The sequence below is a fragment of the Vibrio sp. V42_P2S4T144 genome (assembly GCF_009904715.1).
GTDB classification, from domain to species: domain Bacteria; phylum Pseudomonadota; class Gammaproteobacteria; order Enterobacterales; family Vibrionaceae; genus Vibrio; species Vibrio alginolyticus.
Genome location: NZ_WXWS01000448.1, coordinates 1 through 23979, shown reverse-complemented (window position 1 = coordinate 23979; position 23979 = coordinate 1). Strand labels below are relative to the sequence as shown.

Below are 23979 nucleotides of genomic sequence, written 5' to 3'. Positions count from 1 at the left end.
ATTTATGCCCCCTTACCTAAAAATAAAAAAGAGAAACGTCCATGTCTGAAGACAACCACCAAGCAGCCACTCCAGAAGAAGAACATCGCCAAAAAGCATTGGATTACCATGCTTATCCAACTCCAGGAAAGATTGCTGTCGAACTGACAAAGCCTGCGGAAACGGCGGGTGATCTTGCCCTTGCATACAGCCCAGGAGTTGCAGAGCCAGTGCGTGAAATCGCACAAAACCCGGATAACGTGTACAAGTACACTGCAAAAGGGAACATGGTTGCTGTTATTTCTAACGGTACCGCTATTCTAGGTCTAGGTAACCTAGGTCCACTTGCATCTAAGCCAGTGATGGAAGGTAAAGCGTTACTGTTTAAGCGTTTTGCAGGTCTTGACTCTATTGATATTGAAGTTAAGCACCGCACGATCGATGAATTTGTTGATACTGTTGCGAGCATTGCAGACACTTTTGGCGGTATTAACCTTGAAGATATTAAAGCACCAGACTGTTTTGAGATTGAAAAGCGTCTGATTGAACGTTGTGATGTACCAGTATTCCACGATGATCAACATGGTACTGCTATTGTAACGGCAGCGGGTATGCTGAATGCAATCGAACTTCAAGGTAAGAAACTTGAAGATTCAACAATTGTTTGTCTTGGCGCTGGCGCTGCCGCTGTAGCGTGTATGGAGCTTCTGATCAAATGCGGCGCAATGCGCGAAAAAATCTACATGCTAGATCGCAAAGGTGTGATTCACACTCGTCGTGATGATCTTAATGAATATAAGCAGCTATTTGCGAACAATACAGATAAGCGCACACTAGAAGACGTGATTGAAGGTGCAGATCTGTTCCTAGGTGTATCTGGTCCAAACCTATTGCCAGCGGAAGCGTTGAAGTTGATGGCAGATAAGCCAATCGTATTCGCATGTTCTAACCCGGATCCTGAAATCAAGCCGGAACTTGCTCACGCAGTTCGTGATGACTTGATCATGGGTACTGGCCGTAGTGATTATCCTAACCAAGTTAACAACGTATTGTGTTTCCCATTTATTTTCCGCGGTGCTCTTGATGTGCGTGCAAGTGAAATCAATGATGAAATGAAACTTGCAGCCGTTGAGGCGATTCGTGAGCTAGCAAAAGAGCCTGTACCTGAAGCCGTATTGAAGGCTGCAGGTGTTGATAAGCTAGAGTTTGGTGCGGACTATATTATTCCAAAACCAATGGATTCACGTTTGCTACCACGTGTTGCAAAAGCGGTTGCTCAGGCGGCGGTTAATTCAGGTGTAGCTCGTATCGAGATGCCTGCAAACTACATGGAAGAGTAATATATCTTTCTGATGTGATACATAAAAATGGGACGCTATTGCGTCCCATTTTTTATGTCATTCATTTGGCTCGAGGCAAGAGTTATTACCTGAAACATTTTATCAGGCTTTTTTATTCTTCGTCGAATGACTCAAATTCGATGCCCATTTCCGTCATCAGCGCTTTTACTTCTGTTGGAATATCATCAGGACGGTCTTTACGAAGGTCTTCATCTGTCGGAAGTGGCTGACCTGTGTACGCGTGCAAAAATGCCTCGCATAGCAATTCGCTATTGGTTGCATGGCGTAAGTTATTGATCTGACGGCGAGTACGCTCATCAGTTAGCACCTTTAAAACTTTTAGCGGGATAGAGACGGTAATTTTTTTTACTTGTTCGCTTTTTTTGCCGTGCTCTGCATATGGGCTAATGTATTCGCCATTCCAGTCAGCCATTGCACACCTTCATTTATGTAATCGGTTAAAAATAATTTAGGTGCTGATTTTAGCTGCATTTACCGCCATAAGCAAAGACATATAGACGTCTAGAAGTGTTGACGTCTCATTTTTTGACGAGTAAAGTGAACATAACAGCAAAGGAAGCGTGTTGATCACTTTATGTTACTCATTAGATATAGCGCATTCCTATTTAGAAGTCATTACCCGTGAAAGGATACACCCATGAGCACTCGCAAACCTGCGACCATTGCAGTACGCACTGGTATTGAATCAGACAGCCAATATCATGCTGTCGTTCCACCTATTTATCTTTCCACTAACTATGGTTTTCCTGCTTTTGGTGAAGTGCCCAAGTATGATTACACACGATCTGGTAATCCAAACCGCGGACTGTTGGAAAGTGCGCTATCTGAACTTGAGTCTGGAAAAGGAGCGGTTGTTACTAACTGCGGTACGTCGGCATTAAATTTATGGGTTTCCGCTTTTCTCGGCCCAGATGATCTCATTATTGCTCCTCACGATTGTTATGGTGGTACCTATCGTCTTTTTAATACCCGAGCTAACAAAGGCGATTTTAAGGTTCAGTTTGTCGATCAATCAGACGAACAGGCTTTAGATGCTGCATTGGCACAAAAACCAAAACTCATTTTGCTAGAAACTCCGTCAAACCCTCTGGTTCGCGTAGTGGATATTGCAGCTACTTGTGAAAAAGCGAAACAAATCGGCGCGTTAGTTGCGGTGGACAATACCTTTTTGACACCCGTGTACCAAAAACCTTTAGAGCTAGGTGCGGATTTTGTTATCCACTCCACAACAAAGTACATCAACGGTCATTCGGACGTAATTGGTGGAGTAATCATCACCAACACAGAAGCGCATGCAGAAGAGCTTGCATGGTGGGGCAATTGTATTGGTGCAACGGGCACACCTTTCGATAGTTATATGACGCTGCGAGGTATTCGTACGCTTGGTGCTCGTATGCGAGTACATGAGGAGAGCTCACAGCAGGTACTGGCTTACCTACAGAAACAAGTGTTAGTTAAAACTATCTATCATCCAAGCCTGCCGGAACATCCAGGTCATGACATCGCTAAAAAGCAGCAAACGGGCTTTGGCTCTATGTTGAGTTTTGAGTTTGCTGGTTCGTTTGAACAGTTAAAGGTGTTTGTGAAAGAGCTCCAACTGTTTTCATTAGCAGAGTCATTAGGTGGTGTAGAAAGTTTGATTTGCCACCCAGCATCCATGACGCACCGTGCAATGGGTGAGGAGGCACTGGCGGAGGCTGGGGTCTCTCATCAACTATTGCGTTTGTCTGTCGGTTTGGAAGATGCACAAGACCTCATCACAGATTTAGAACAAGCGTTCGCTAAAGCTACCCAGTAATAGGAGACGATAACAATGACTGTACAACGTCAGCTGCATAAGTTTGGTGGCAGTAGCTTAGCAAACCCAGAATGCTACTTACGCGTTGTGGGTATTCTCAAGGAGTATTCGACAGAAAATGATCTTGTGGTCGTCTCTGCTGCAGGAAAAACTACTAACCGCTTGATTGAGTTTTTGGAAGGGTTAAATAAAGATGGCCGAATTGCGCATGAAGCGCTTCAAAGCTTAAGACAGTTCCAAACTGAGCTAATAGAAAGCTTGTTGGAGAGTGAAGCAAAAGAAGAGCTGTTAGCTTTATTACATGATGAGTTCAGTACTCTCTCGGAGCTGACTGCACCACTCACTAATGCGCAAAAAGCTGCGGTACTGGGACACGGAGAAGTATGGTCTGCTCGCCTATTGGCCGCGTTATTATCTCAACGTTCTATCCCTGCGGTTGCACAAGATGCACGAGCGTTTTTACGTGCAGAAGCGGGAACTCAACCAGAGGTTGATCGCGCTCGTTCATCCCCTTTAATTAAAGAGATCCTCGCGCAGCATAACCATAAACGTGTGGTAATTACTGGCTTTATGGCTCAGAACGAGGCAGGAGAAACCATTCTACTTGGTCGTAACGGCTCTGACTATTCTGCAACGGTCATAGGCGCGCTTGCTGAAGTCAGTACTGTCACGATTTGGAGTGATGTTGCTGGTGTCTATAGTGCCGATCCACGTTTGGTGTCTGACGCTTGTTTATTACCGTTACTTCGATTGGATGAAGCCAGTGAACTTGCTCGCTTAGCTGCTCCAGTGCTACACAGTCGTACGCTTCAGCCTGTGGCGCAAAGTACCATGGACCTTAATCTCAAGTGCAGCTATCTGCCAGAGTCGGGTTCTACTCGTATTGAGCGTGTATTGGCATCTGGTCGTGGCGCTAAAATAATTACTTCACTGGATGATGTTTTATTGGTGCAGTTGTCTTTCATGCATGGGCACGACTTCGAAAAAACACAGAGTGATGTATTACAAGCGTTGCAGCGCGCACAATTAGAGCCACTGGCATTTGAAGCTCAATCCGATCAGCACACGCTACGCTTGGCTTACACCGCAGAAATCGCCGGTGGTGCATTGAAACACTTGCAAGAGCTTGCGGTAGAGGCTGAAATTAAGCTAAAAGAAGGTTACTCGCTCTTAGCTGCGGTAGGTGCAGGCGTTACGAAAAACGCCAATCATTGCTTTGGCTTTTATCAGAAGCTAAAGCACTCTCCGGTAGAATTTATCTCTGAAACAGACTCAGGGCTGAGCCTAGTCGCTGTTTTGCGCCGTACTGATACTGAGGCGTTGGTTCAAACGATTCATAGCCAGTTGTTCCAAGCGCAAAAACGCGTGGCAGTGGCTTTATGTGGCAAGGGGAATATTGGTTCTAGTTGGTTAAATTTATTTGCGACGCAAAAAAGTGAGCTCGAAAAACGTCATGGTATGAGCTTTGATCTTGTCGCGGTTGTGGATAGCCAAACCTATTGGTTCGATGAGCAAGGTATTGAGGCGGCGAGTGTTGCTGAACGATTTGATGATGAAAGCATAGCAAACAATGGGGATTGGCTGGCACGTTTGGGAGCGCTTAAAAGCTATGATGAAGCAGTCGTGCTTGATGTTACCGCGAGTAAAGAGTTAGCTCAGCGCTACGTAGAAATCGCACAGCAAGGCATTCATTTGATTTCCGCTAACAAAGTGGCCGGTTCCGCAGATAGCCAGTACTACCATCAGGTTCAAGATGCATTCGCTAAAATTGGTCGTCATTGGCTATACAACGCAACGGTTGGTGCTGGGTTACCGATAAACCATACCGTGCGAGATCTTCGTGAAAGTGGGGATGAAATCGTCGCTCTATCGGGTATTTTCTCGGGGACGCTATCATGGCTGTTCCAACAGTTTGATGGTTCTGTGCCATTTAATGATTTAGTCGATCTTGCTTGGCAGCAAGGTTTAACCGAACCTGATCCTCGTTCTGATTTAGATGGCTCCGATGTAATGCGCAAGTTAGTCATCTTGGCTCGAGAGTCGGGCCTAGATATAGAACCAGACAGCGTTAAAGTTGAGTCTTTGGTGCCAGAAGAATTAAGAGAACTGAGCTTAGATGATTTCTTCGATAATGGAGCGTTGTTGAGTGAAATACTTCAAGAGCGTCTGACAAAAGCACAGAGAAACGATCAAGTGCTTCGCTATGTGGCGCGTTTAGAAAAAAATGGTAAAGCAACGGTGGGAGTCGAAGTGTTATCTCGTGAGCACGCGCTCGCCAACTTATTGCCATGCGATAACATTTTTGCCATAGAGAGCAAGTGGTACAAAGATAACCCTCTGGTCATTCGAGGACCAGGCGCAGGCAGAGAAGTGACAGCCGGCGCTATTCAATCCGACCTCAACCGATTGGCTGGTTTATTTTAAAGTTGCGATTGACCTAAAAACCCTGGAATTAATCTAGGGTTTTTTATTCCCCTATCAGTGCCATACTGAAGTCATAACCCGTGCAAAATGGCGAGATGATGCTCAAGTAGAAACTTGAACTATCTTCATTATTAACTTGAGAAAAATTCATAATTACAAGGTTGACATTAAATCGTATTCAATACATTCTGTAGACATATAGACGTCTAAACGTCGATTTTAAGGATTTGTTTTCGTGGCGGAGTGCCGCAGGGAGAGTAAGATGGGATATACGCACGCAGGCCATATCGACGCCTTGAACCAGAATATTGCTGAGTTATCAGATAACATCAATGTATCGTTTGAGTTTTTTCCGCCAAGCAGCGCTAAGATGGAAGAAACACTTTGGAATTCAGTGCACCGTCTTAAAACGCTTCAACCTAAATTTGTTTCTGTGACTTACGGTGCGAACTCCGGCGAGCGTGACAGAACACACTCCATCATTAAAGAAATTAAAGCAACAACCGGATTGGTTGCCGCTCCCCATCTCACTTGTATTGATGCGACTCGTGAAGAGTTGATTAATATTGCCGATGATTATTGGAACAATGGTATTGAAAATATCGTCGCTCTGCGTGGTGATATTCCTCCAGGTGGCGGTGCGCCTGATATGTATGCCTCGGATTTGGTTGAGCTGCTGAAATCACGCCACGATTTCGATATCTCCGTTGCAGCATTCCCTGAGGTTCACCCTGAAGCTAAAAGCGCACAGTCTGACTTATTGAACCTAAAACGTAAGGTAGATGCAGGTGCAAACCGTGCTATTACTCAGTTCTTTTTTGACGTTGAGTCTTACCTGCGATTCCGTGACCGTTGTGTAGCGGCAGGAATTGACGTAGAAATTGTGCCAGGAATTTTGCCTGTATCGAACTTTAAGCAAGCGTCTCGCTTTGCGGCACAGAACAATGTGAAAGTACCAGGATGGATGAGCAAACAATTCGATGGCTTGGATGATGATCCGGTGACTCGCCAGCTTGTAGGAGCTAGCCAAGCTATTGATATGGTGCGTGTACTGAGTCGTGAAGGGGTTAAGGATTTTCACTTCTACACACTAAACCGTGCAGAGATGACTTACGCGTTATGCCATACGTTGGGTGTTCGTCCTCGCGCAGTAGTCGGTGCGTAAATCTGGTTTCAAAAAGATAAAAGGCTTGCCAAATGGCAAGCCTTTTTCGTTTTATCAAAGCAAAAGGAGTTTAACCAATCACTTCAAGTTCAGTTAGAACTTCTTCTGCCCAAGTGATCCAAGTTTCACGTAACAGTAGGTTACGGCGAAGCGTTAGACGTTCTAGGCGAGCTTGTTTATCTAAAGTTGACGGCGTTGCGTAGTAAGCCGCTTCAATTTCTTTGTAGTGAGAAACCAGTTTGCGAGACTCTTCAACTAGCTCGGCGAGTTGGTCACGGAATGGAGCCGCAGGTTGAACGGCACATGCCATCAATTTCGCTGAAAACTCATCACGAACTGTTGGGTGTGCAGTTGGTTGATCAAACCACTCTCCTAAAGCGCTGCGACCAGCGTCTGTAATGGAGTAAACCTTGCGGTCTGGTTTGCCTTCTTGGGGTTCTAATACGCAAGTAACCAGTTCTTTCTCAGCCATTTTGTTGAGTTCACGGTACACCTGTTGGTGGCTTGCTTTCCAGAAGTAACCGATGCTAGCAGAGAATTCTTTAGTGATATCGTAACCGGTTGCGTCGCGAGTGCTAAGAACAGTTAAGATTACGTGTGGTAATGACATGTCTTCAATCCAAATGGTCAATAAACTTGTAAACAAGCTACTTATACTTTCAGCTGCGCTCTTACTGGCACTTGAGTTTTTTAATGTATAAGTAGCACCAACAATGTTGGTCCTGTCACCTTAAAGCCGTTTATCACCTAGAGAGATGGGGAGTCCCATCAAGGCTGGAGCAGGTATGATTGGATTTATGAGCTCTCAGCAGACAAGTAGTATATAAATAATAAGCATGAAGTGGAATAGTAGGACAAAATTACCCTAAAAAACTAACATAATAATCAATAGTGTTAACTTGTGGTTTTTTATTCTTTTGTTTTGGTATTTTTTGGGTCTCTAGTGGTTTGTTTGACTGCTTTTGTTTTGGTGCGATTATCCTGTGATAAAAAAAAGCTGAGCATTTGCCCAGCTTTTTATTAAAAATGAAACGATTAGCCTGTGTTACGCATACCTGCAGCAATACCAGCAATCGTCACCATCAACGCTTCTTCCAAGTTTGCAGAAGCTTCTTCGGTTTGACGCGTGCGGTATAGCAGCTCTGCCTGTAGCATATTCAATGGCTCAACGTAGATATTGCGTAAGCGAATCGACTCGAGTCCCCAAGGGTCATGCTGCATCAAGTTTTCATTGTTCTCTACATTCAGTACCGCTTTGATGTCTTCTTGAAGCTGAGCACGAAGTTTTTCACCGAGTGGACGGAGCGACTCATCCACCAATCGCTCATCGTAGTAGCGAGAGATATCAATATTACACTTCGAGTACACCATCTCTAGCATGCCGAGACGAGTAGAGAAAAACGGCCATTCGCGGCACATCTCTTCGAGCAATGCTTGGTGGCCTTTATCGATCGAGTATTGAATCGCTTCACCTGCGCCTAGCCATGCAGGAAGTACCAAACGGTTTTGACTCCATGAGAAGATCCACGGGATTGCACGTAAGCTTTCTACTCCGCCCTTAGGGTTGCGTTTTGCAGGACGAGAACCAAGTGGCAACTTACCGAGTTCGAGTTCTGGTGTTGCTTGGCGGAAGTAAGGCACGAAATCTGGCTCGCCACGAACCACATTTCGGTAAGACTCACAGCTTACTTCTGATAGCACTTCCATCAAGTCGCGCCATTCTTGTTTTGGCTCCGGTGGCGGTAACAAGTTGGCTTCCAGAATCGCACTTGCGTATAGGTTAAAGCTGTTTACTGCGACATCTGGGAGACCCAGTTTAAAGCGGATCATCTCGCCTTGCTCTGTTACACGTAAACCGCCTTTCAAGCTTTTTGGTGGTTGCGACAAAAGCGCAGCATGCGCAGGTGCGCCACCGCGACCGACTGTGCCCCCACGACCATGGAATAGAGTTAGCTCAACGCCTTCTTCTTCAGCCACTTTAACTAACGATTCCATCGCATGATACTGAGCCCAACCTGCAGACATAACACCTGCATCTTTCGCTGAGTCAGAGTAACCAATCATGACCATCTGGTGGTTTTGGATAAAACCACGGTAAAGGTCAATCCCCATAAGCTGCTTGATGACCGATTCCGCGTTGTTCAAATCGTCTAGCGTTTCGAACAGAGGACACACATCCATGCGGTAAGGGCAACCAGCTTCTTGTAGCAGTAGATGAACGGCTAGTACGTCAGAGGCGGTACGTGCCATTGAAATAACGTAAGCGCCAAACGCTTCACGCGGTTGTGCTGCAACAATCTTGCAGGTATCCAAAACCTCTTTGACGGGTTCAGACGGTTCCCAATCACGAGGGAGAAGCGGACGTTTAGATGCCAGCTCGTTAGTTAGAAAAGCAATCTTATCTTGCTCATTCCATTGTTCGTAATCACCAATACCTAAGTAGCGAGTTAGTTCAGACAAGACGTCTGAGTGACGCGTGCTCTCTTGGCGGATATCAAGACGTACAAGATGGATACCAAATGCTTTTACGCGGCGTAGTGTATCCAGTAATGAGCCGTTGGCTATTACACCCATGCCACATTCGTTTAGTGACTGGTAGCAGGCATACAACGGTTCCCAAAGTTGCTCGACTTTTTGCAGTGGTGCTTTAACGGCCAGTTTTTGACCGTGGATCTTAGCATCGAGAATATCTTTGGTTTCATTGAGCAGAGTGCGTAATTGCTTCAGGATCGCACGGTATGGTTCGTGCTGATCTTCGCCAGCAAGCTCACGGACTTGATCGTTTGAAACTGTCATAGACAGCTCGCTGATCAACTCGTTGATGTCATTGAGATAAAGATCGGCGGCTTTCCAACGAGACAATAGTAAGACTTCACGCGTAACGTTGTGAGTAACAAACGGGTTACCGTCACGGTCACCGCCCATCCAAGAGGAGAAGTGCACTGGGCGAGCATCAATGGGTAAACCTTCTCCAAGGTAAGATTTTAGACGGTCATTCATCTCACGTAGGAAGTCAGGTACTGCTTCCCATAGCGAGTTTTCAACGACCGCAAAGCCCCACTTTGCTTCATCCAACGGAGTAGGGCGTTGTTGTCGAATCACGTCTGAATGCCAGCCTTGGGCAATCAGTTGCTCTAGGCGGCGTTCGGTTTTTCTGCGCTCTTTAGAAGAAAGATCGCTTAGCTCCAACTTTGATAAGCACTCGTTTATCTTGACCAGTTTGTTGATCATCGTACGGCGCGTAATTTCTGTTGGGTGAGCCGTCAATACCAATTCAATATTTAGATCACGAACCGCTTGGGCAGTGTCCAGTTTGCTCACATCGTTTTGTACCAGTTTAGAAAACAGCGAGTTAATCGCGTCTGGTTCACAAATGTGCTCTTCACAATGGCGTGAAATCGTGTGGTATTGCTCAGCGATATTGGTGAGGTTTAGAAATTGGTTAAACGCGCGAGTAACGGGCGTTAGCTGCTCATCAGGTAGATGTTTGATTTCTTCGATCAAGCTGTCCCTGTCTGCTTGATTCCCTGCTTGAGCTGATTTGGATAATTTACGAATGGTTTCCACTTTCTCGAAGATTTCTTCGCCATGGGCATCGCGAATGGTGTTACCCAATAAGTGGCCTAACATGCGCACATTACTTTTGAGTGCGGCGTATTTCTCGTTCATTGTCGTCCTGCCTCGTAAAAAAACTACATCCATTGTCCTTGTTAAGACTCCAATCTAGCGAAAAGCACCAGTTATAGTCAAATAAAGCAGACTAAGTTTGCAATTATTCCGCTGTCTCCTGATTTAGAGCAAATTTACGGCAGCCATAGAGTAAGAAGTGAAAATTAATTACAAAATAACAAGTTAAATAAGTGTTAAGACTAGCGCTGAATTGTGAAGATAAAAAGATGCAGCTCAATCGAGCTGCACAGACTTTCGAGCTTAAACGCGTATTAACAGCAGTACTTGACCATTGCCTTTGAAAGCACATCAATTGTGGGGTCGATAAAGTCGAAGGATAGAAACTCATCCGGTTGATGGGCTTGGTCGATTGACCCAGGGCCGAGCACCAAGGTTGGACACAACTGTTGTAGAAATGGTGCTTCAGTACAGTAGTTCACGGTTTCTGAACTGGTTTGGCAGATCTCTTCAACACCACCAATAAATGGGTGGTCATGTTGGCATTCGTAACCCGGAATAGGCTCATGCAATGGAATAATCTCCAGTCTCCCAGGCCATTTCGCTTCGACTTCTTTTAATGCTCCGCGCAACATGTTCTCTAAACCATCAAGGCTAATGCCGGGAAGAGGACGCACGTCGTAATGCAGTTCGCAGCAACCACAAATACGGTTAGCGCTGTCACCACCGTGAATGTGTCCAAGATTTAGGGTTGGGCTTGGAATGGCAAAACCCGGATGGTGATATTCTTTAATCAATTTGTCACGCAGTTGCATCATGGCGAACATGACTTCATGCATGATCTCAATAGCGTTAACGCCAAGCGCTGGGTCCGATGAGTGACCGGACTTGCCTGTTACGCGAATGGCATTTGCCACATGCCCTTTATGACCTCGAATTGGTACAAGGCTGGTGGGTTCACCAATGATGCAGTAATCCGGCTTAAATGGGGCGTTTGCTGTGAAATGTCGCGCGCCCAACATGGTGGTCTCTTCGTCACAAGTGGCTAATACGTAAAGTGGTTTGCTCTGCTTGCTCCAATCGACTTTCTTCACTGCTTCATAAATAAAGGCGAAAAAGCCTTTCATGTCTGCTGTGCCTAAACCGTAGAAGCGGTTGTCTTTTTCCGTCAGTTTATGCGGATCAAAATTCCATCGCCCTTGATCGAATGGCACGGTATCACTATGGCCAGCAAGTAAAAGGCCACCTTCTCCCTCTCCCATACGTGCGATCATATTGTGCTTGCCTGGCTCGACTTCGATCACTTCAACGCTAAAACCCAGATCTTTAAACCAAGATGCGAGTTTTTCGATGACTTTTGTATTGCCCTGATCCCAGCTCGGATCCGTGGAGCTGATAGAAGAGGTGCTGATGAGTCCTTCATAGACCTCTAGAAAAGTTGGTAATTGCATGGATTCTTCAAATCTCCTGTTGACAGACAGACCACAAAAATGTAAAACACATATTAAATCATATTTAATGAATAAAAAATCAAAATAAAGCAAAAATTAAATATGAATAGTCATTTGAGCCTTTAAGTATATGGATGTCACACAATGCTAAAAACCACGATTATTGGAGCCAGCGGTTACACCGGTGCAGAGTTAGCGTTAATGGTTAATAAACACCCACAACTCACGCTATCAGGTTTATACGTTTCCGCCAACAGTGTTGATGCGGGAAAGAGCATCGCGCAGCTACACGGTAAGCTAGCGGGCATCATTGATATGCCAGTTTTACCACTAACGGATCCACTGCAAATCGCTCAAGAATCGGACGTGGTGTTTTTGGCAACGGCTCACGAAGTCAGCCATGATTTAGCCCCAACTTTCTTGGAGACAGGCTGTCAGGTATTCGATTTATCGGGTGCATTCCGTGTGAAAAGTGAAGGCTTTTACGACACTTTTTATGGCTTCGCACATCAACATAACAACTGGCTAGATAAAGCAGCATACGGCTTAGCAGAGTGGAACCAAGAGCAGATTAAAACTACTCCTTTGATTGCGGTGGCAGGTTGTTACCCAACCGCTTCACAGCTTGCAATCAAACCTTTATTAGAACATGCGTTGCTCGATACCAACCAATGGCCAGTGATCAACGCAACCAGTGGTGTATCAGGTGCAGGGCGTAAAGCCTCCATGGTTAACAGCTTCTGTGAAGTGAGCTTGCAACCTTATGGTGTATTTAACCATCGTCACCAGCCAGAGATTGCTCAGCACTTGGGTTGCGATGTGATTTTTACTCCGCACCTCGGCAACTTTAAACGCGGCATTCTTGCCACTATCACCATGAAGCTTGCGCAAGGTGTGACAGAAGCACAAGTGGCACAGGCGTTTGAACAAGCTTATCAAGGCAAGCCTGCGGTGCGTCTTAAAGGCGACGGTATTCCACGTATTCAGGATGTCGAAAATACCCCTTTCTGTGATATCGGCTGGAAGGTACAAGGCGAACACATCATTGTGATTTCAGCTATCGACAACCTACTTAAAGGTGCATCGAGTCAAGCGATGCAATGTCTCAATATTCATTACGGTTACCCAGAACTGACAGCGTTGCTGTAGTCGTTGAAAGAGGGAAATGCGATGACGCAAACCAATCAAGCTCCTTTAGTCATTAAGCTAGGTGGTGCAGCTCTATCATGCACTCAAACCTTAAGCCAACTTTTTGGTGCCATTGCGGCTTACCAAAAATCGGCACAGCGACAAATCGCCATCGTTCATGGCGGTGGCTACCTAGTTGATGAGTTGATGGCAAAGCTTCAGCTTGAAACCGTTAAGAAAAACGGTTTACGCGTAACGCCTTACGATCAAATTCCTGTGATTGCAGGCGCGCTTGCAGGCACTGCGAATAAGTTACTTCAAGGTCAAGCGATTGCGGACGGTCTTAACGCTGTGGGCCTTAGCCTTGCGGATGGTGGTTTGTGTCTTGTTGAAGAACTTGACCCAGAACTCGGCGCGGTAGGCAAAGCATCACCGGGTGACTCAGCACTATTACAAGCGGTGCTAAACACAGGTGCACTGCCGATCATCAGTTCAATTGGTTTAACCAAAGATGGCCAGATGATGAATGTGAATGCTGATCAAGCAGCAGTCGCGGTTGCGGGCGCATTAGATGCGGAGTTAGTCCTGTTATCAGACGTGAGTGGTGTATTAGATGGAAAAGGCCATTTGATCAAAACCCTGTCAGAGCAGCAAGCTAACTCGTTGATCGATGGACATGTGATCACCGATGGCATGATCGTCAAAGTTAAAGCTGCTTTGGAGGCCGCCAATGATCTTGGCCGTCCAATTGAAGTCGCGACCTGGCGTTACCCAGAAAAATTAGCACAGTTATTCGCTGGTGAAAGTATTGGTACTCAATTCTTGCCTCAATAAGCATCAGCAAAAGAATTCAATATTAGGAAGTCGTAGTTGGCACTGACCGCCGAGCGCAGCGCCAGTTAAGTTTGGAGAAAAAACATGAGCAAAGTGAACGTAAATAAAGTGGTAGTCGCATACTCAGGCGGTCTAGATACTTCAGTAATCATCCCGTGGCTAAAAGAGAACTACGACTGTGAAGTAGTGGCTTTCGTTGCCGATGTTGGTCAAGGTGCCGAAGAGCTAGAAGGCATTGAAGCGAAAGCAAAAGCCTCTGGTGCTTCTGAGTGTTACATCGCGGACTTGAAAGAAGAAATGGTCGCAGACTACATTTACCCGACACTAAAAACCGGCGCGTACTACGAAGGTAAGTACCTGCTAGGTACATCAATGGCGCGTCCAATCATTGCTAAAGCGCAGGTTGAAGTGGCACGTAAAGTGGGCGCGGACGCACTGTGTCATGGCTGTACAGGTAAAGGTAACGACCAAGTGCGTTTCGAAGGTGCATTTGCAGCACTAGCACCGGACTTACAAGTGATTGCACCTTGGCGTGAGTGGGACCTAGTGAGCCGTGAAGAGTGTTTGGATTACCTAGCTGAGCGTAATATTCCTTGCTCTGCGTCTCTTACTAAGATCTATTCACGTGATGCAAACGCATGGCACATTTCGACGGAAGGCGGCGTTTTAGAAGATACGTGGAACGCACCAAACGAAGACTGCTGGGTGTGGACTGTCGACCCAGAGCAAGCGCCAAATGAAGCGGAATACGTCACACTGAAAGTAGAAAAAGGTGAAGTGGTCGAAGTTGATGGTGAAGTGATGACACCATATAACGCACTGGTTTACCTAAACGAGAAGGGCGCTAAGCACGGTGTTGGCCGTATCGATATCGTGGAAAACCGTCTTGTTGGGATGAAGTCTCGTGGTTGTTATGAAACACCGGGAGGCACCATCATGATGGAAGCGCTGCGTGCTGTAGAGCAGCTTGTGCTAGACAAATCATCATTCGAATTCCGTGAGGAGCTAGGTCTAAAAGCGTCTCACCTTGTATACGATGGCCGTTGGTTTACGCCACTATGTAAATCTATCCTTGCTGCTTCAGAAGAGCTAGCGCAAGACGTTAACGGTGAAGTGGTTGTTAAGCTTTACAAAGGTCAAGCGACAGTCACGCAAAAACGTTCTGACAACAGCTTGTATTCAGAAGAGTTCGCGACTTTTGGTGAAGATGAAGTTTACGACCAAAGCCATGCAGGTGGGTTCATCCGTCTTTACTCGCTATCAAGCCGTATTCGTGCATTGAACAGCCAGAAGAAATAATCCCTTAACATCCATCTTGGATTGAATAAAGACCCGCCATTTATAGGCGGGTCTTTTGGTTTCTAAAAGCGGGTACCTAAATTTGACTTGAATATATATGTAAAAATATTGAATTTATACTTTATTTTTTATCGAAATTGCCGTAACGTTGACACATAAGAAAAAGTGAGCAAATGACCATCAAATTGGTTACTACTCATTCGAGAACGTTAGAGTAAGCAATAGTCATCAGGAGAGACGCAATGGCATTATGGGGCGGAAGATTTACCCAAGCGGCAGACACCAGATTTAAAGAGTTCAATGATTCGTTGCGTTTTGACTACCGATTGGCTGAGCAAGACATCGTAGGTTCAATCGCATGGTCTAAAGCTCTGCTTTCTGTTGATGTGCTATCGGCAGAAGAACAGCAAAAACTGGAACTTGCTTTAAATGAGCTGAAGTTAGAAGTGATGGAAGACCCTCACCAAATTCTTCGCTCTGATGCAGAAGATATCCACTCTTGGGTTGAACAGCAGCTAATCAGTAAAGTGGGAGATTTAGGTAAAAAACTCCACACTGGGCGTTCTCGTAATGACCAAGTCGCCACAGACTTGAAACTTTGGTGTCGTCAGCAAGGTCAGCAATTGTTGATTGCTTTAGATCGCCTACAAGCACAAATGGTCCATGTTGCTAAACAGCACCAAGGCACCGTATTGCCAGGCTATACTCATCTTCAGCGTGCTCAACCTGTAACCTTTGCTCACTGGTGCTTGGCTTATGTTGAAATGTTCGAGCGTGACTACTCTCGTCTGAATGATGCCTTACAGCGTCTCGACACTTGTCCACTTGGCTCGGGTGCTTTAGCGGGAACGGCTTATCCGATTGATCGCGAACAATTAGCACATAATCTCGGTTTCCACCGTGCTACGCGTAATTCACTAGATTCGGTTTCAGATCGTGATCATGTGATGGAACTGATGTCGGTGGCGTCGATTTCTATGCTTCACCTTTCTCGTCTTGCAGAAGATATGATCTTCTACAATTCAGGCGAGTCAAACTTCATTGAGTTAGCGGATACGGTGACATCTGGTTCGTCATTAATGCCACAGAAGAAAAACCCAGATGCACTTGAGTTGATCCGTGGTAAGACAGGGCGTGTCTATGGCGCATTATCGAGCATGATGATGACAGTTAAAGCCTTGCCATTGGCGTACAACAAAGACATGCAGGAAGATAAAGAAGGGTTGTTTGACGCTTTAGATACATGGAACGACTGCATGGAAATGGCAGCTCTGTGTTTTGACGGTATTAAAGTGAATGGCGAGCGCACACTAGAAGCGGCGAAACAAGGTTACGCAAACTCGACGGAGTTAGCTGATTACCTAGTGGCGAAAGGCATCCCATTCCGTGAAGCTCACCACATCGTCGGTGTCGCGGTCGTTGGTGCTATTGCTAAAGGTTGTGCGCTAGAAGAGCTGTCTATCGAAGAGTTAAAAGCCTTCTCAGAAGTCATTGAAGCGGATGTGTATGACATTCTGACTATCGACTCGTGTTTGGAAAAGCGTTGTGCTTTGGGTGGTGTTTCGCCTCACCAGGTCGCTTACGCGGTAGAACAAGCGGATAAGCGCCTGAGCCAGCGTGACAGCTCGGCGGTGAAAGTGCGTCCTGCACGTTTGACGGACATTGAAACGTTGGAAGGTATGGTTGCTTACTGGGCGAACCTTGGTGAGAATCTTCCGCGCTCTCGTAATGAGCTCGTGAGAGATATTGGCTCTTTCGCGGTGGCTGAGCATCATGGTGAAGTGACGGGTTGCGCTTCTCTATATGTGTATGACTCAGGGTTGGCAGAAATACGCTCTCTTGGTATCGAAGCGGGCTGGCAAGGCCAAGGGCAGGGCAGTGCGATTGTGAACTATTTGGTTGAGAAAGCGCGCCAGATGGCGATCAAGAAAGTCTTTGTTCTAACGCGAACGCCTGAGTTCTTTATGAAGCAAAGCTTTTTACCGACATCGAAGTCATTACTGCCGGAGAAAGTTCTGAAAGATTGCGATCAGTGCCCACGTCAACATGCATGTGATGAGGTAGCGCTTGAGATCAATTTAATGGATCAAGTGATCCAAAAAACGCATGTGGCATGAACTGAAGTTGTGGAGTGATTTTATTAGCATTCAATGACATAGTCATTTTCCTGTTTACTTACATCAGTATTCGCTAAAAAAATCGAAAAAATTTGGAACCTTTGAGAGGAAGCCCGGTCTATTAAAGTACCACTGCTTTTTCTTAGAAGAATCTAAGAGAGCCCCAGAACTGACATTGGTTTTGGGGCTTTTTTCTATCTGTCACTTTTCTCTTTTTTATTCGCCTTTTTTTGTCCCTTTCGACGTTGCCAAGGCAAGATGACAAAACGCATCCATAAGTGTAGAAACAACAAAACGTTGAAAGCGAAGCCGGCAAAGATCAAAGCGATCGACTCGATGCTTTGTGGATCATCTTTGAGCGTAAACCACCACACAATCCAACACAGTACAGAAAGTACCGTCAATTGATCCAAGCATCGTTGGCAACGTCCAAGTTTTTTCCAAAACCAATGTTCCTCGCAGCGGCGACAAGTCATAGTGTTTTCCAAACCATTAGTGTTGCTTCAGATTATATATCTAACTAAATGGTGGAAAGCGTTTCTTACACGGGCTTAGAGCGCCATGACACAACCAAAAATGGAAAGTTAGCTTTGTAAAAGCTTTGTGGCACGTAATTGATGTATGGTGCGCTGTCAGTCTTTAACAGGAAATATAATGATGTCGACAGAGTTGAAACTTGCGCTAAGTATCGCTGGTGGGTTCTTTATGATCGGTGTTGTCGCGATTTGTATGGTTAGCCGCTATGCAATGATGGCAGCGTAAGAGAGATTTCATTGCGCCAAAGTAGTAAAGCAAAGCCTCGTTGATGACGAGGCTTTGCTTATATTTAGATAGAAGCCTGAAAGCGTTAGCAGCCAGGGCCGCAGTCAAGACAATGTTTCACCATTTCTGGCCCTAAGTGTAGTTTTGCATTCAAATCACGTAGAGCGGTGCGGACGCCTTCTTCAATCACTGGGTGATAGAAGGGCATATCTAACATCTCAGAAATCGTCATCCTATTTTGGTGCGCCCACGCTAAAAGGTGCGCAAGATGCTCTGCATTCGGGGCCATCATTTCTGCACCTAAAAAACGTCCAGTGCCTTGCTCTCCGTAGACATGCAGAATGCCTTTATTACGAAGCATGACGCGCGAACGTCCTTGATTTTCAAACGAGACTTCACCGGTTGCGAAACATCCACATGTGCCTAGACGTGTTTCTAGTTGTTTATATGTTTCGCCAACCATAGCAATTTGAGGGTCGGAGAACACGGCTGAAATTGGTGAGCGACGCAGACCCGCACGAATATCTGGGAAACGGCCTGCGTTGTCTCCAGCAATACGGCCTTGGTCAGCGGCTTCGTGCAGCAGTGGAATTTGGTTACTTGCATCACCTGCGATGAAGATGCTCTCTACCGAAGTTTGCAATGTGTAGTGATCCGCCGTTGGTACGCCACGTTCATCGAGAGCCACATTGGTGTTCTCGATCGCCAGCTTATCGACGTTTGGACGACGACCCGTTGCGGCCAATACGTAATCGACAACGAAAGTTTCTAATTCACCATCATGGTTGATGAATTGGATTTCGACCTTGTCTTCGCCGTCATTGTCTGACGAAGCAATGCGTTTCATGCTTTCGACTTTTACATCTGCATCTAGGTAGAACTCTTCCTTAAAGGCTTTATCTGCATACGCCATCACCTCTGGGTCTGTCAGTGGGCCCACTTGTCCTCCAAGGCCAAAGAGCTTCACGTTTACTCCTAGGCGGTGTAAAGCCTGACCCAATTCAAGGCCGATGACTCCTGGGCCAAATACTGCAACGGACTCTGGTAAGTCATCCCAGTCAAATACATCATCGTTAATCACTAGGCGATCACCCAGTTCATTCCAAGCTGCCGGATATGCTGGACGAGATCCTGTCGCAATAACAATGCGCTGTGCGGTGACCTGAGTATGATCATCTATGATGAGAGTGTGGTCATCGGCAAACTTCGCGTAGCCCGATAGTTTGTCTTCAGCGGGAATATCATCGACACTTTCAAGCACAAAGCCAACAAAACGATCGCGTTCGCGCTTTACACGATCCATAACTTCTCGTCCGTTAATTCGTACTTCACCTTGCGGGTGTATCCCAAATCCAGGTGCTTTTTCGATTTGATGAACACTTTCTGCTGCCGCAATTAACAGCTTAGACGGCATGCATCCGACACGAGCACAGGTTGTTCCGTAGGGACCGCCCTCAATGATTACCACGCTGTTGGTATGAGCTTTTGCTGCTCGATAAGCACCAAGACCAGCCGTCCCGCCACCAATAATCGCTACGTCGACATTAACTTGTTTCATCGTGAACTCTCGCTTTTGTTTTAAGCCAAGCTAGCTACATTGAGCTTGGAGAGTGAATTGGATAGTTGAATCTGGATAAGTAGTCACCTTATTGGCAGATGACTACTTATCTAGACTAGTAGAAGAAGTGGTTTAGGGTTGGCCTCCGAGCCAAAAGGCACCGGAGACCGAGGGTGTAGGCTATGGACAGCTTAGCCTAGATACGCTTCTAGCTCTTCGCTACCGCCGATATGCTTGCCACCGATAAAGACTTGTGGAACAGTCGTGCGACCAGATATAGCTCGTAGACTAACTGTTGTTGCGTCTTTACCCAGAATCACTTCTTCATATTGAAGACCGTGGTCAATCAGATTTTGTTTCGCTTTCATACAGAAAGGGCAGCCTGGTTTAGTGAACACCGTGATGGATTCTTGCGTTTTGTAGTCAGGCGCTATGTAGTTCAGCATCGTATCTGCGTCTGACACCTTGAATGGGTCGCCTGGTTCGTTTGGCTCAATGAACATTTTTTCCACTACGCCATCTTTTACTAGCATGCTGTAACGCCATGAACGTTTGCCAAAGCCGATGTCGTTTTTATCCACTAACATACCCATGCCATCGGTGAATTCACCATTACCATCTGGGATGAAGGTAATGTTTTCTGCTTCTTGGTCTTGTTTCCATGCATTCATCACGAACGTATCATTGACCGAGACACAAATAATCTCATCCACTCCGTGCTCTTTAAATACAGGGAACAATTCGTTGTAACGAGGTAGATGGCTTGATGAACAGGTTGGAGTAAATGCACCCGGTAAGCTAAATACGATAACGGTCTTACCTTTAAATAGCTCATCGGTCGTTACATTCACCCAAGAGTCACCTTGACGAACTGGAAAAGTAACTTGAGGGACTTGTTGACCTTCTTTAGATACAAACATAATGATTTCCTTTAACTATTTTAAACTATGCGTATAGAGCTTAGCGTTTTTCGTCGCTCTGTTTCGTTTTGTTGAGCCCATTATTGTAAAAATCCTTTGATAGCTCTAATCGTTTGGTGTTATGGTTTTGATAGGTATTAGCTATTATTAAAGAAGCGAAGCGTGAATTATGAATATTCGAGATTTTGAGTACTTAGTTGCACTTGCGGAACATAAGCACTTTCGTAAAGCGGCAGAGGCATGTTTTGTTAGCCAGCCAACATTGAGTGGGCAAATTCGTAAACTAGAGGATGAACTCGGGACCACGCTTTTAGAGCGAAGCAGCCGACGTGTTTTGTTTACCGATTCAGGGTTACAGCTGGTGGAGCAGGCTAAACGCATCTTAAGTGAAGTGAAAACCTTCAGAGATATGGCAAGCGGTCAAAGCGGAGCTATGACTGGACCGATGCATATTGGTTTCATCCCGACGGTTGGGCCTTATCTACTACCCAAAATTCTGCCGCAGATAAAAGAAGCATTTCCTGAGTTGGAACTATTTCTGCACGAAGCTCAAACACATCAATTAGTGCGTCAATTGGAAGAAGGCAAACTAGATTGCTTAGTTTTAGCTTCGGTTGATGAAACTGCGCCATTTAAAGAGATCGAAGTGTATCAAGAGCCATTAAGTGTCGCAGTGCCATGTGACCACGAGTGGGCCTCTCTCGACCATGTTGATATGTTGGAGCTGAATGGTAAAACCGTTTTAGCGTTGGGAGACGGCCACTGTCTGCGAGATCAAGCGTTAGGTTTTTGTTTTGCCGCTGGTGCAAAAGACGATGAGCGTTTTAAAGCCACCAGCTTGGAGACGTTACGCAACATGGTTGCTGCCGGTGCGGGGATTACGTTATTGCCTCAGCTTTCTATCCCTAATGAGAAGCAAAAAGATGGCGTATGCTACGTACCAGCTGTTAACCCAACCCCCTCGCGTAATATCGTGCTCGTATACCGTCCGGGCTCACCATTACGAGCTAGGTTTGAAGCTTTAGCAGCGAAGATTAAAGAGGTGTTGGCTTCTTATCCATCATTGAATGCTGCAGCATAAAAAGCAGAAATAAAAAGGGAGAGCTTGATGCTCTCCCTTGTGCTTTTGTGATTTAGAACAGTTCTTCTGCGCCAGAACCTGAAGAATAAATACTATCTTCTAAACGGTCGCCAGCGTATTCGGTAGGCTCCGTGCCTTTTTCAAAGTATTCGAACATTGATGTGCTATCTACCTTGTGCGTTAGCATACCGCTGTTGCGATCAATACGAACTCGAATAATATCCTCTGGAATATTTTTACTTTGCTCCGGCGTCCCTTCTAGCGCAACACGCATGAAGTCAATCCAAGCAGGCTCTGCGGTTTTCGCACCCGACTCGGCACCAGAAATTTGGCCTTGCCCTAGGTTGCTGTTAACGGTGGTGCGGCCAAGTGCACGTGAGTGATCATCAAAGCCAACCCAAGCTATGGCAACGACACCAGGTCCATAGCCATTGTACCAAGCATCCTTGGAATCATTCGTTGTACCCGTTTTACCCCCGATATCACGACGACCAAGTTTTTGCGCGCGCCAGCCTGTACCATTCCAACCTGTGCCTTCACGCCAGTTACCGCCACCCCAAATGTTGCTGTACATCATCTCACGCATTAAGAATGCATTCTGTTCAGAGATAACTTGCGGTGCATATTGAGGTTCATCATTTTCAAGGGCATTGTCTGTTGCAAGGCCATCAATCGCGACGTCTTGTTCGCCAAATTCATCAGCGTAGCGATTTTCTGGCTGCTCGCTCATTTGCGGACAATCCTTATGACAAACACTCTTTGGATTGGCTTTAAACAGTACTTCACCGAATGCATCTTCCACGCGTTCTACATAGAATGGTTCAACGTAATAACCACCGTTCGCAAACACAGAGTAACCTTGTGCCACTTTCATTGGTGTTAAGCTGCCAGCTCCGAGTGCGATGGTCTCAGAGCGTGGTACTTGGTTAATATCAAAACCGAAACGAGTAAGGTACTGACGTGTCTCCTCGAGGCCAACTTCACGGAGTGTACGCACTGCCATGACGTTTTTTGATTGAGCTAAGCCGAGGCGAAGACGTGTTGGACCACCATAAGTTGGTGGTGAGTTTTTTGGTCGCCAAGCTGAACCAGAACCTGCATCCCACTTGTTAATCGGCGCATCGTTAATCAAAGTGGCTAGAGTCAGTCCTTTGTCAATTGCTGCCGAGTAGATGAAAGGCTTGATACTTGAACCAACCTGACGCACTGACATGGTTGCACGGTTAAACTTGCTGTGAACAAAGTTGAAACCACCAACCAGCGACAATATCGCGCCATTTTCTGGGTTCATCGCAACAAACGCGGTGTTTGCTGTCGGCACTTGGCTCAGTTTCCAGCTCAGTGTTTTGTTGTCATCTTCATCGGTTTCACTTACTTCGCGAACCCAAACTTGTTGACCTGTCGCTAGCACATCATGCGCTGACTTTGGTGTTGAGCCTTGGCGGTTATCGGTAATGTACTTACGCGCCCAGTGCATTCCAGTCCAAGGGATGGTTTGCTCTTCATGGTTCTTAACCCATACTTGCGCGGTCTTATCATCGACTTTCGTCACAACCGCAGGGTAAAGGTCACCATAAGTTGGCTGTTTCTTCAGGTGCTTTTCTATTTGTTCATTGTCCCAGGCCGCTTCCCCTTCTTTCCAAAGCACACTTTCTGCACCACGGTAGCCATGACGTTCATCGTATGACAAGAGGTTATTTACCGCAGACGTATTTGCAGCATCTTGCAGTTTAGAATCCACAGTCATGTAGATATTCAAGCCAGAGGTGTAAGCTTCTTCTTCACCGTATTCTTTTACTGCCCATGCACGAGCCAACTCTGCTACGTAAGGTGCGGAAAGCTCAATCTCAGCGCTATGATAACGCGCCACAATAGGCTCATTGCGTGCTTCGTCATACTGCTCTTGTGTAATGTATTTCTCATCAAGCATTCGCATTAATACAACGTTACGGCGTTTTGTTGCGCGCTCAAGAGAGTAAATTGGGTTCATGGTTGATGGCGCTTTTGGCATACCTGCGAGTGTTGCAATCTCACTTAACGTCAATTCATCAAGGCTCTTGCCAAAATACACTTGAGCGGCAGCACCAAAGCCATATGAGCGGTAACCAAGGAAGATTTTATTGACATAAAGCTCCATGATTTCTTGCTTACTTAAAAGCTGCTCAATATGGATAGCAATAAAAATCTCTTTAATCTTACGCATGATCTTCTTCTCATTAGATAAGAAGAAGTTACGAGCTAGCTGTTGCGTAATCGTACTTGCACCCTGTTTAGCCGAGCCTGAAACCGCAACAACAACAGCTGCACGAGTGATGCCGATAGGGTCGATACCGGGATGCTCGTAGAAACGGCTATCTTCGGTTGCGATGAGCGCGTGAATTAAGTCTTGAGGAATTTCGTCATAAGTAACAGGAATACGACGCTTTTCACCGAACTGTGCGATCAGCTTCCCGTCTTGACTAAACACCTTCATAG

General features: G+C 45.9%; 17 protein-coding genes. 9 read left to right on the top strand and 8 right to left on the bottom strand.

Annotated features, from left to right (window positions below; all coding sequences use genetic code 11):
• Positions 1 to 41 precede the first annotated feature (41 nt).
• Positions 42 to 1319, top strand: coding sequence for a malic enzyme-like NAD(P)-binding protein (locus CAG68_RS15135; protein WP_025768085.1), 1278 nt, complete (start codon positions 42 to 44; stop codon positions 1317 to 1319).
• A gap of 112 nt (positions 1320 to 1431) precedes the next feature.
• On the opposite strand, the gene metJ is transcribed toward CAG68_RS15135, so the two are convergent.
• Positions 1432 to 1752, bottom strand: coding sequence for a met regulon transcriptional regulator MetJ (gene metJ / locus CAG68_RS15130; protein ID WP_005381353.1), 321 nt, complete (start codon positions 1750 to 1752; stop codon positions 1432 to 1434).
• A 225-nt stretch (positions 1753 to 1977) separates the two neighbouring features.
• On the opposite strand from metJ, the gene CAG68_RS15125 reads away from it, so the two are divergent.
• From CAG68_RS15125 to metF, 3 genes are all read left to right on the top strand, one after another.
• Complete coding sequence (locus tag CAG68_RS15125; RefSeq protein WP_062730816.1) at positions 1978 to 3138, top strand: O-succinylhomoserine (thiol)-lyase; 1161 nt, start codon at positions 1978 to 1980, stop codon at positions 3136 to 3138.
• A gap of 15 nt (positions 3139 to 3153) precedes the next feature.
• Entirely contained in the window at positions 3154 to 5562 is a 2409-nt protein-coding gene (locus CAG68_RS15120; protein ID WP_086047072.1) for a bifunctional aspartate kinase/homoserine dehydrogenase II, read from the top strand.
• A 262-nt stretch (positions 5563 to 5824) separates the two neighbouring features.
• Complete coding sequence (gene metF / locus CAG68_RS15115) at positions 5825 to 6727, top strand: methylenetetrahydrofolate reductase (RefSeq protein WP_005381345.1); 903 nt, start codon at positions 5825 to 5827, stop codon at positions 6725 to 6727.
• Positions 6728 to 6797: 70 nt separating this feature from the next.
• Here the strand turns inward: metF and CAG68_RS15110 are convergent, their stop codons facing one another.
• The 3 genes from CAG68_RS15110 to argE all read right to left on the bottom strand — a co-directional run bounded on the left by CAG68_RS15110 (position 6798) and on the right by argE (position 11805).
• Positions 6798 to 7337, bottom strand: a complete 540-nt coding sequence (locus CAG68_RS15110) for a PadR family transcriptional regulator (RefSeq protein ID WP_005382791.1) — start codon at positions 7335 to 7337, stop codon at positions 6798 to 6800.
• 425 nt (positions 7338 to 7762) lie between these two features.
• Positions 7763 to 10396, bottom strand: coding sequence for a phosphoenolpyruvate carboxylase (ppc, locus tag CAG68_RS15105; RefSeq protein ID WP_086047071.1), 2634 nt, complete (start codon positions 10394 to 10396; stop codon positions 7763 to 7765).
• 272 nt (positions 10397 to 10668) lie between these two features.
• Entirely contained in the window at positions 10669 to 11805 is a 1137-nt protein-coding gene (argE, locus tag CAG68_RS15100; protein WP_086047070.1) for an acetylornithine deacetylase, read from the bottom strand.
• A gap of 144 nt (positions 11806 to 11949) precedes the next feature.
• On the opposite strand from argE, the gene argC reads away from it, so the two are divergent.
• The 4 genes from argC (at position 11950) to argH (ending at position 17183) form a co-directional block, all read left to right on the top strand.
• Positions 11950 to 12954 carry an N-acetyl-gamma-glutamyl-phosphate reductase gene (gene argC / locus CAG68_RS15095; RefSeq protein ID WP_042524061.1) on the top strand — a complete coding sequence of 335 codons (1005 nt, stop codon included), beginning with the start codon at positions 11950 to 11952 and terminating at the stop codon, positions 12952 to 12954.
• Positions 12955 to 12975: 21 nt separating this feature from the next.
• The gene (argB, locus tag CAG68_RS15090; RefSeq protein WP_005381333.1) at positions 12976 to 13767 is read left to right on the top strand and encodes an acetylglutamate kinase; all 792 of its coding nucleotides are present in this window, start codon (positions 12976 to 12978) and stop codon (positions 13765 to 13767) included.
• An 84-nt stretch (positions 13768 to 13851) separates the two neighbouring features.
• Positions 13852 to 15066: an argininosuccinate synthase gene (locus CAG68_RS15085; RefSeq protein WP_005381332.1), complete on the top strand. Its 1215-nt coding sequence runs from the start codon at positions 13852 to 13854 to the stop codon at positions 15064 to 15066.
• Positions 15067 to 15308: 242 nt separating this feature from the next.
• The gene (argH, locus tag CAG68_RS15080) at positions 15309 to 17183 is read left to right on the top strand and encodes an argininosuccinate lyase (RefSeq protein ID WP_161441328.1); all 1875 of its coding nucleotides are present in this window, start codon (positions 15309 to 15311) and stop codon (positions 17181 to 17183) included.
• A 194-nt stretch (positions 17184 to 17377) separates the two neighbouring features.
• On the opposite strand, the gene CAG68_RS15075 is transcribed toward argH, so the two are convergent.
• The 3 genes from CAG68_RS15075 to CAG68_RS15065 all read right to left on the bottom strand — a co-directional run bounded on the left by CAG68_RS15075 (position 17378) and on the right by CAG68_RS15065 (position 20423).
• The gene (locus tag CAG68_RS15075; protein WP_025768083.1) at positions 17378 to 17659 is read right to left on the bottom strand and encodes a DUF3624 domain-containing protein; all 282 of its coding nucleotides are present in this window, start codon (positions 17657 to 17659) and stop codon (positions 17378 to 17380) included.
• Positions 17660 to 18030: 371 nt separating this feature from the next.
• A complete protein-coding gene (locus CAG68_RS15070) occupies positions 18031 to 19503 on the bottom strand; it encodes a dihydrolipoyl dehydrogenase (protein WP_005381328.1) in 1473 nt (490 codons plus the stop codon).
• Positions 19504 to 19694: 191 nt separating this feature from the next.
• Complete coding sequence (locus tag CAG68_RS15065; RefSeq protein WP_005382781.1) at positions 19695 to 20423, bottom strand: redoxin family protein; 729 nt, start codon at positions 20421 to 20423, stop codon at positions 19695 to 19697.
• Positions 20424 to 20592: 169 nt separating this feature from the next.
• Here CAG68_RS15065 and oxyR point away from each other — a divergent pair, with 169 nt between their 5' ends.
• Complete coding sequence (oxyR, locus tag CAG68_RS15060; protein ID WP_005381326.1) at positions 20593 to 21504, top strand: DNA-binding transcriptional regulator OxyR; 912 nt, start codon at positions 20593 to 20595, stop codon at positions 21502 to 21504.
• A 52-nt stretch (positions 21505 to 21556) separates the two neighbouring features.
• Here oxyR and CAG68_RS15055 read toward each other — a convergent pair.
• Positions 21557 to 23979, bottom strand: a 2423-nt coding sequence (locus tag CAG68_RS15055; RefSeq protein WP_161441327.1) for a PBP1A family penicillin-binding protein, incomplete at its 5' end; no start/stop codon positions are given.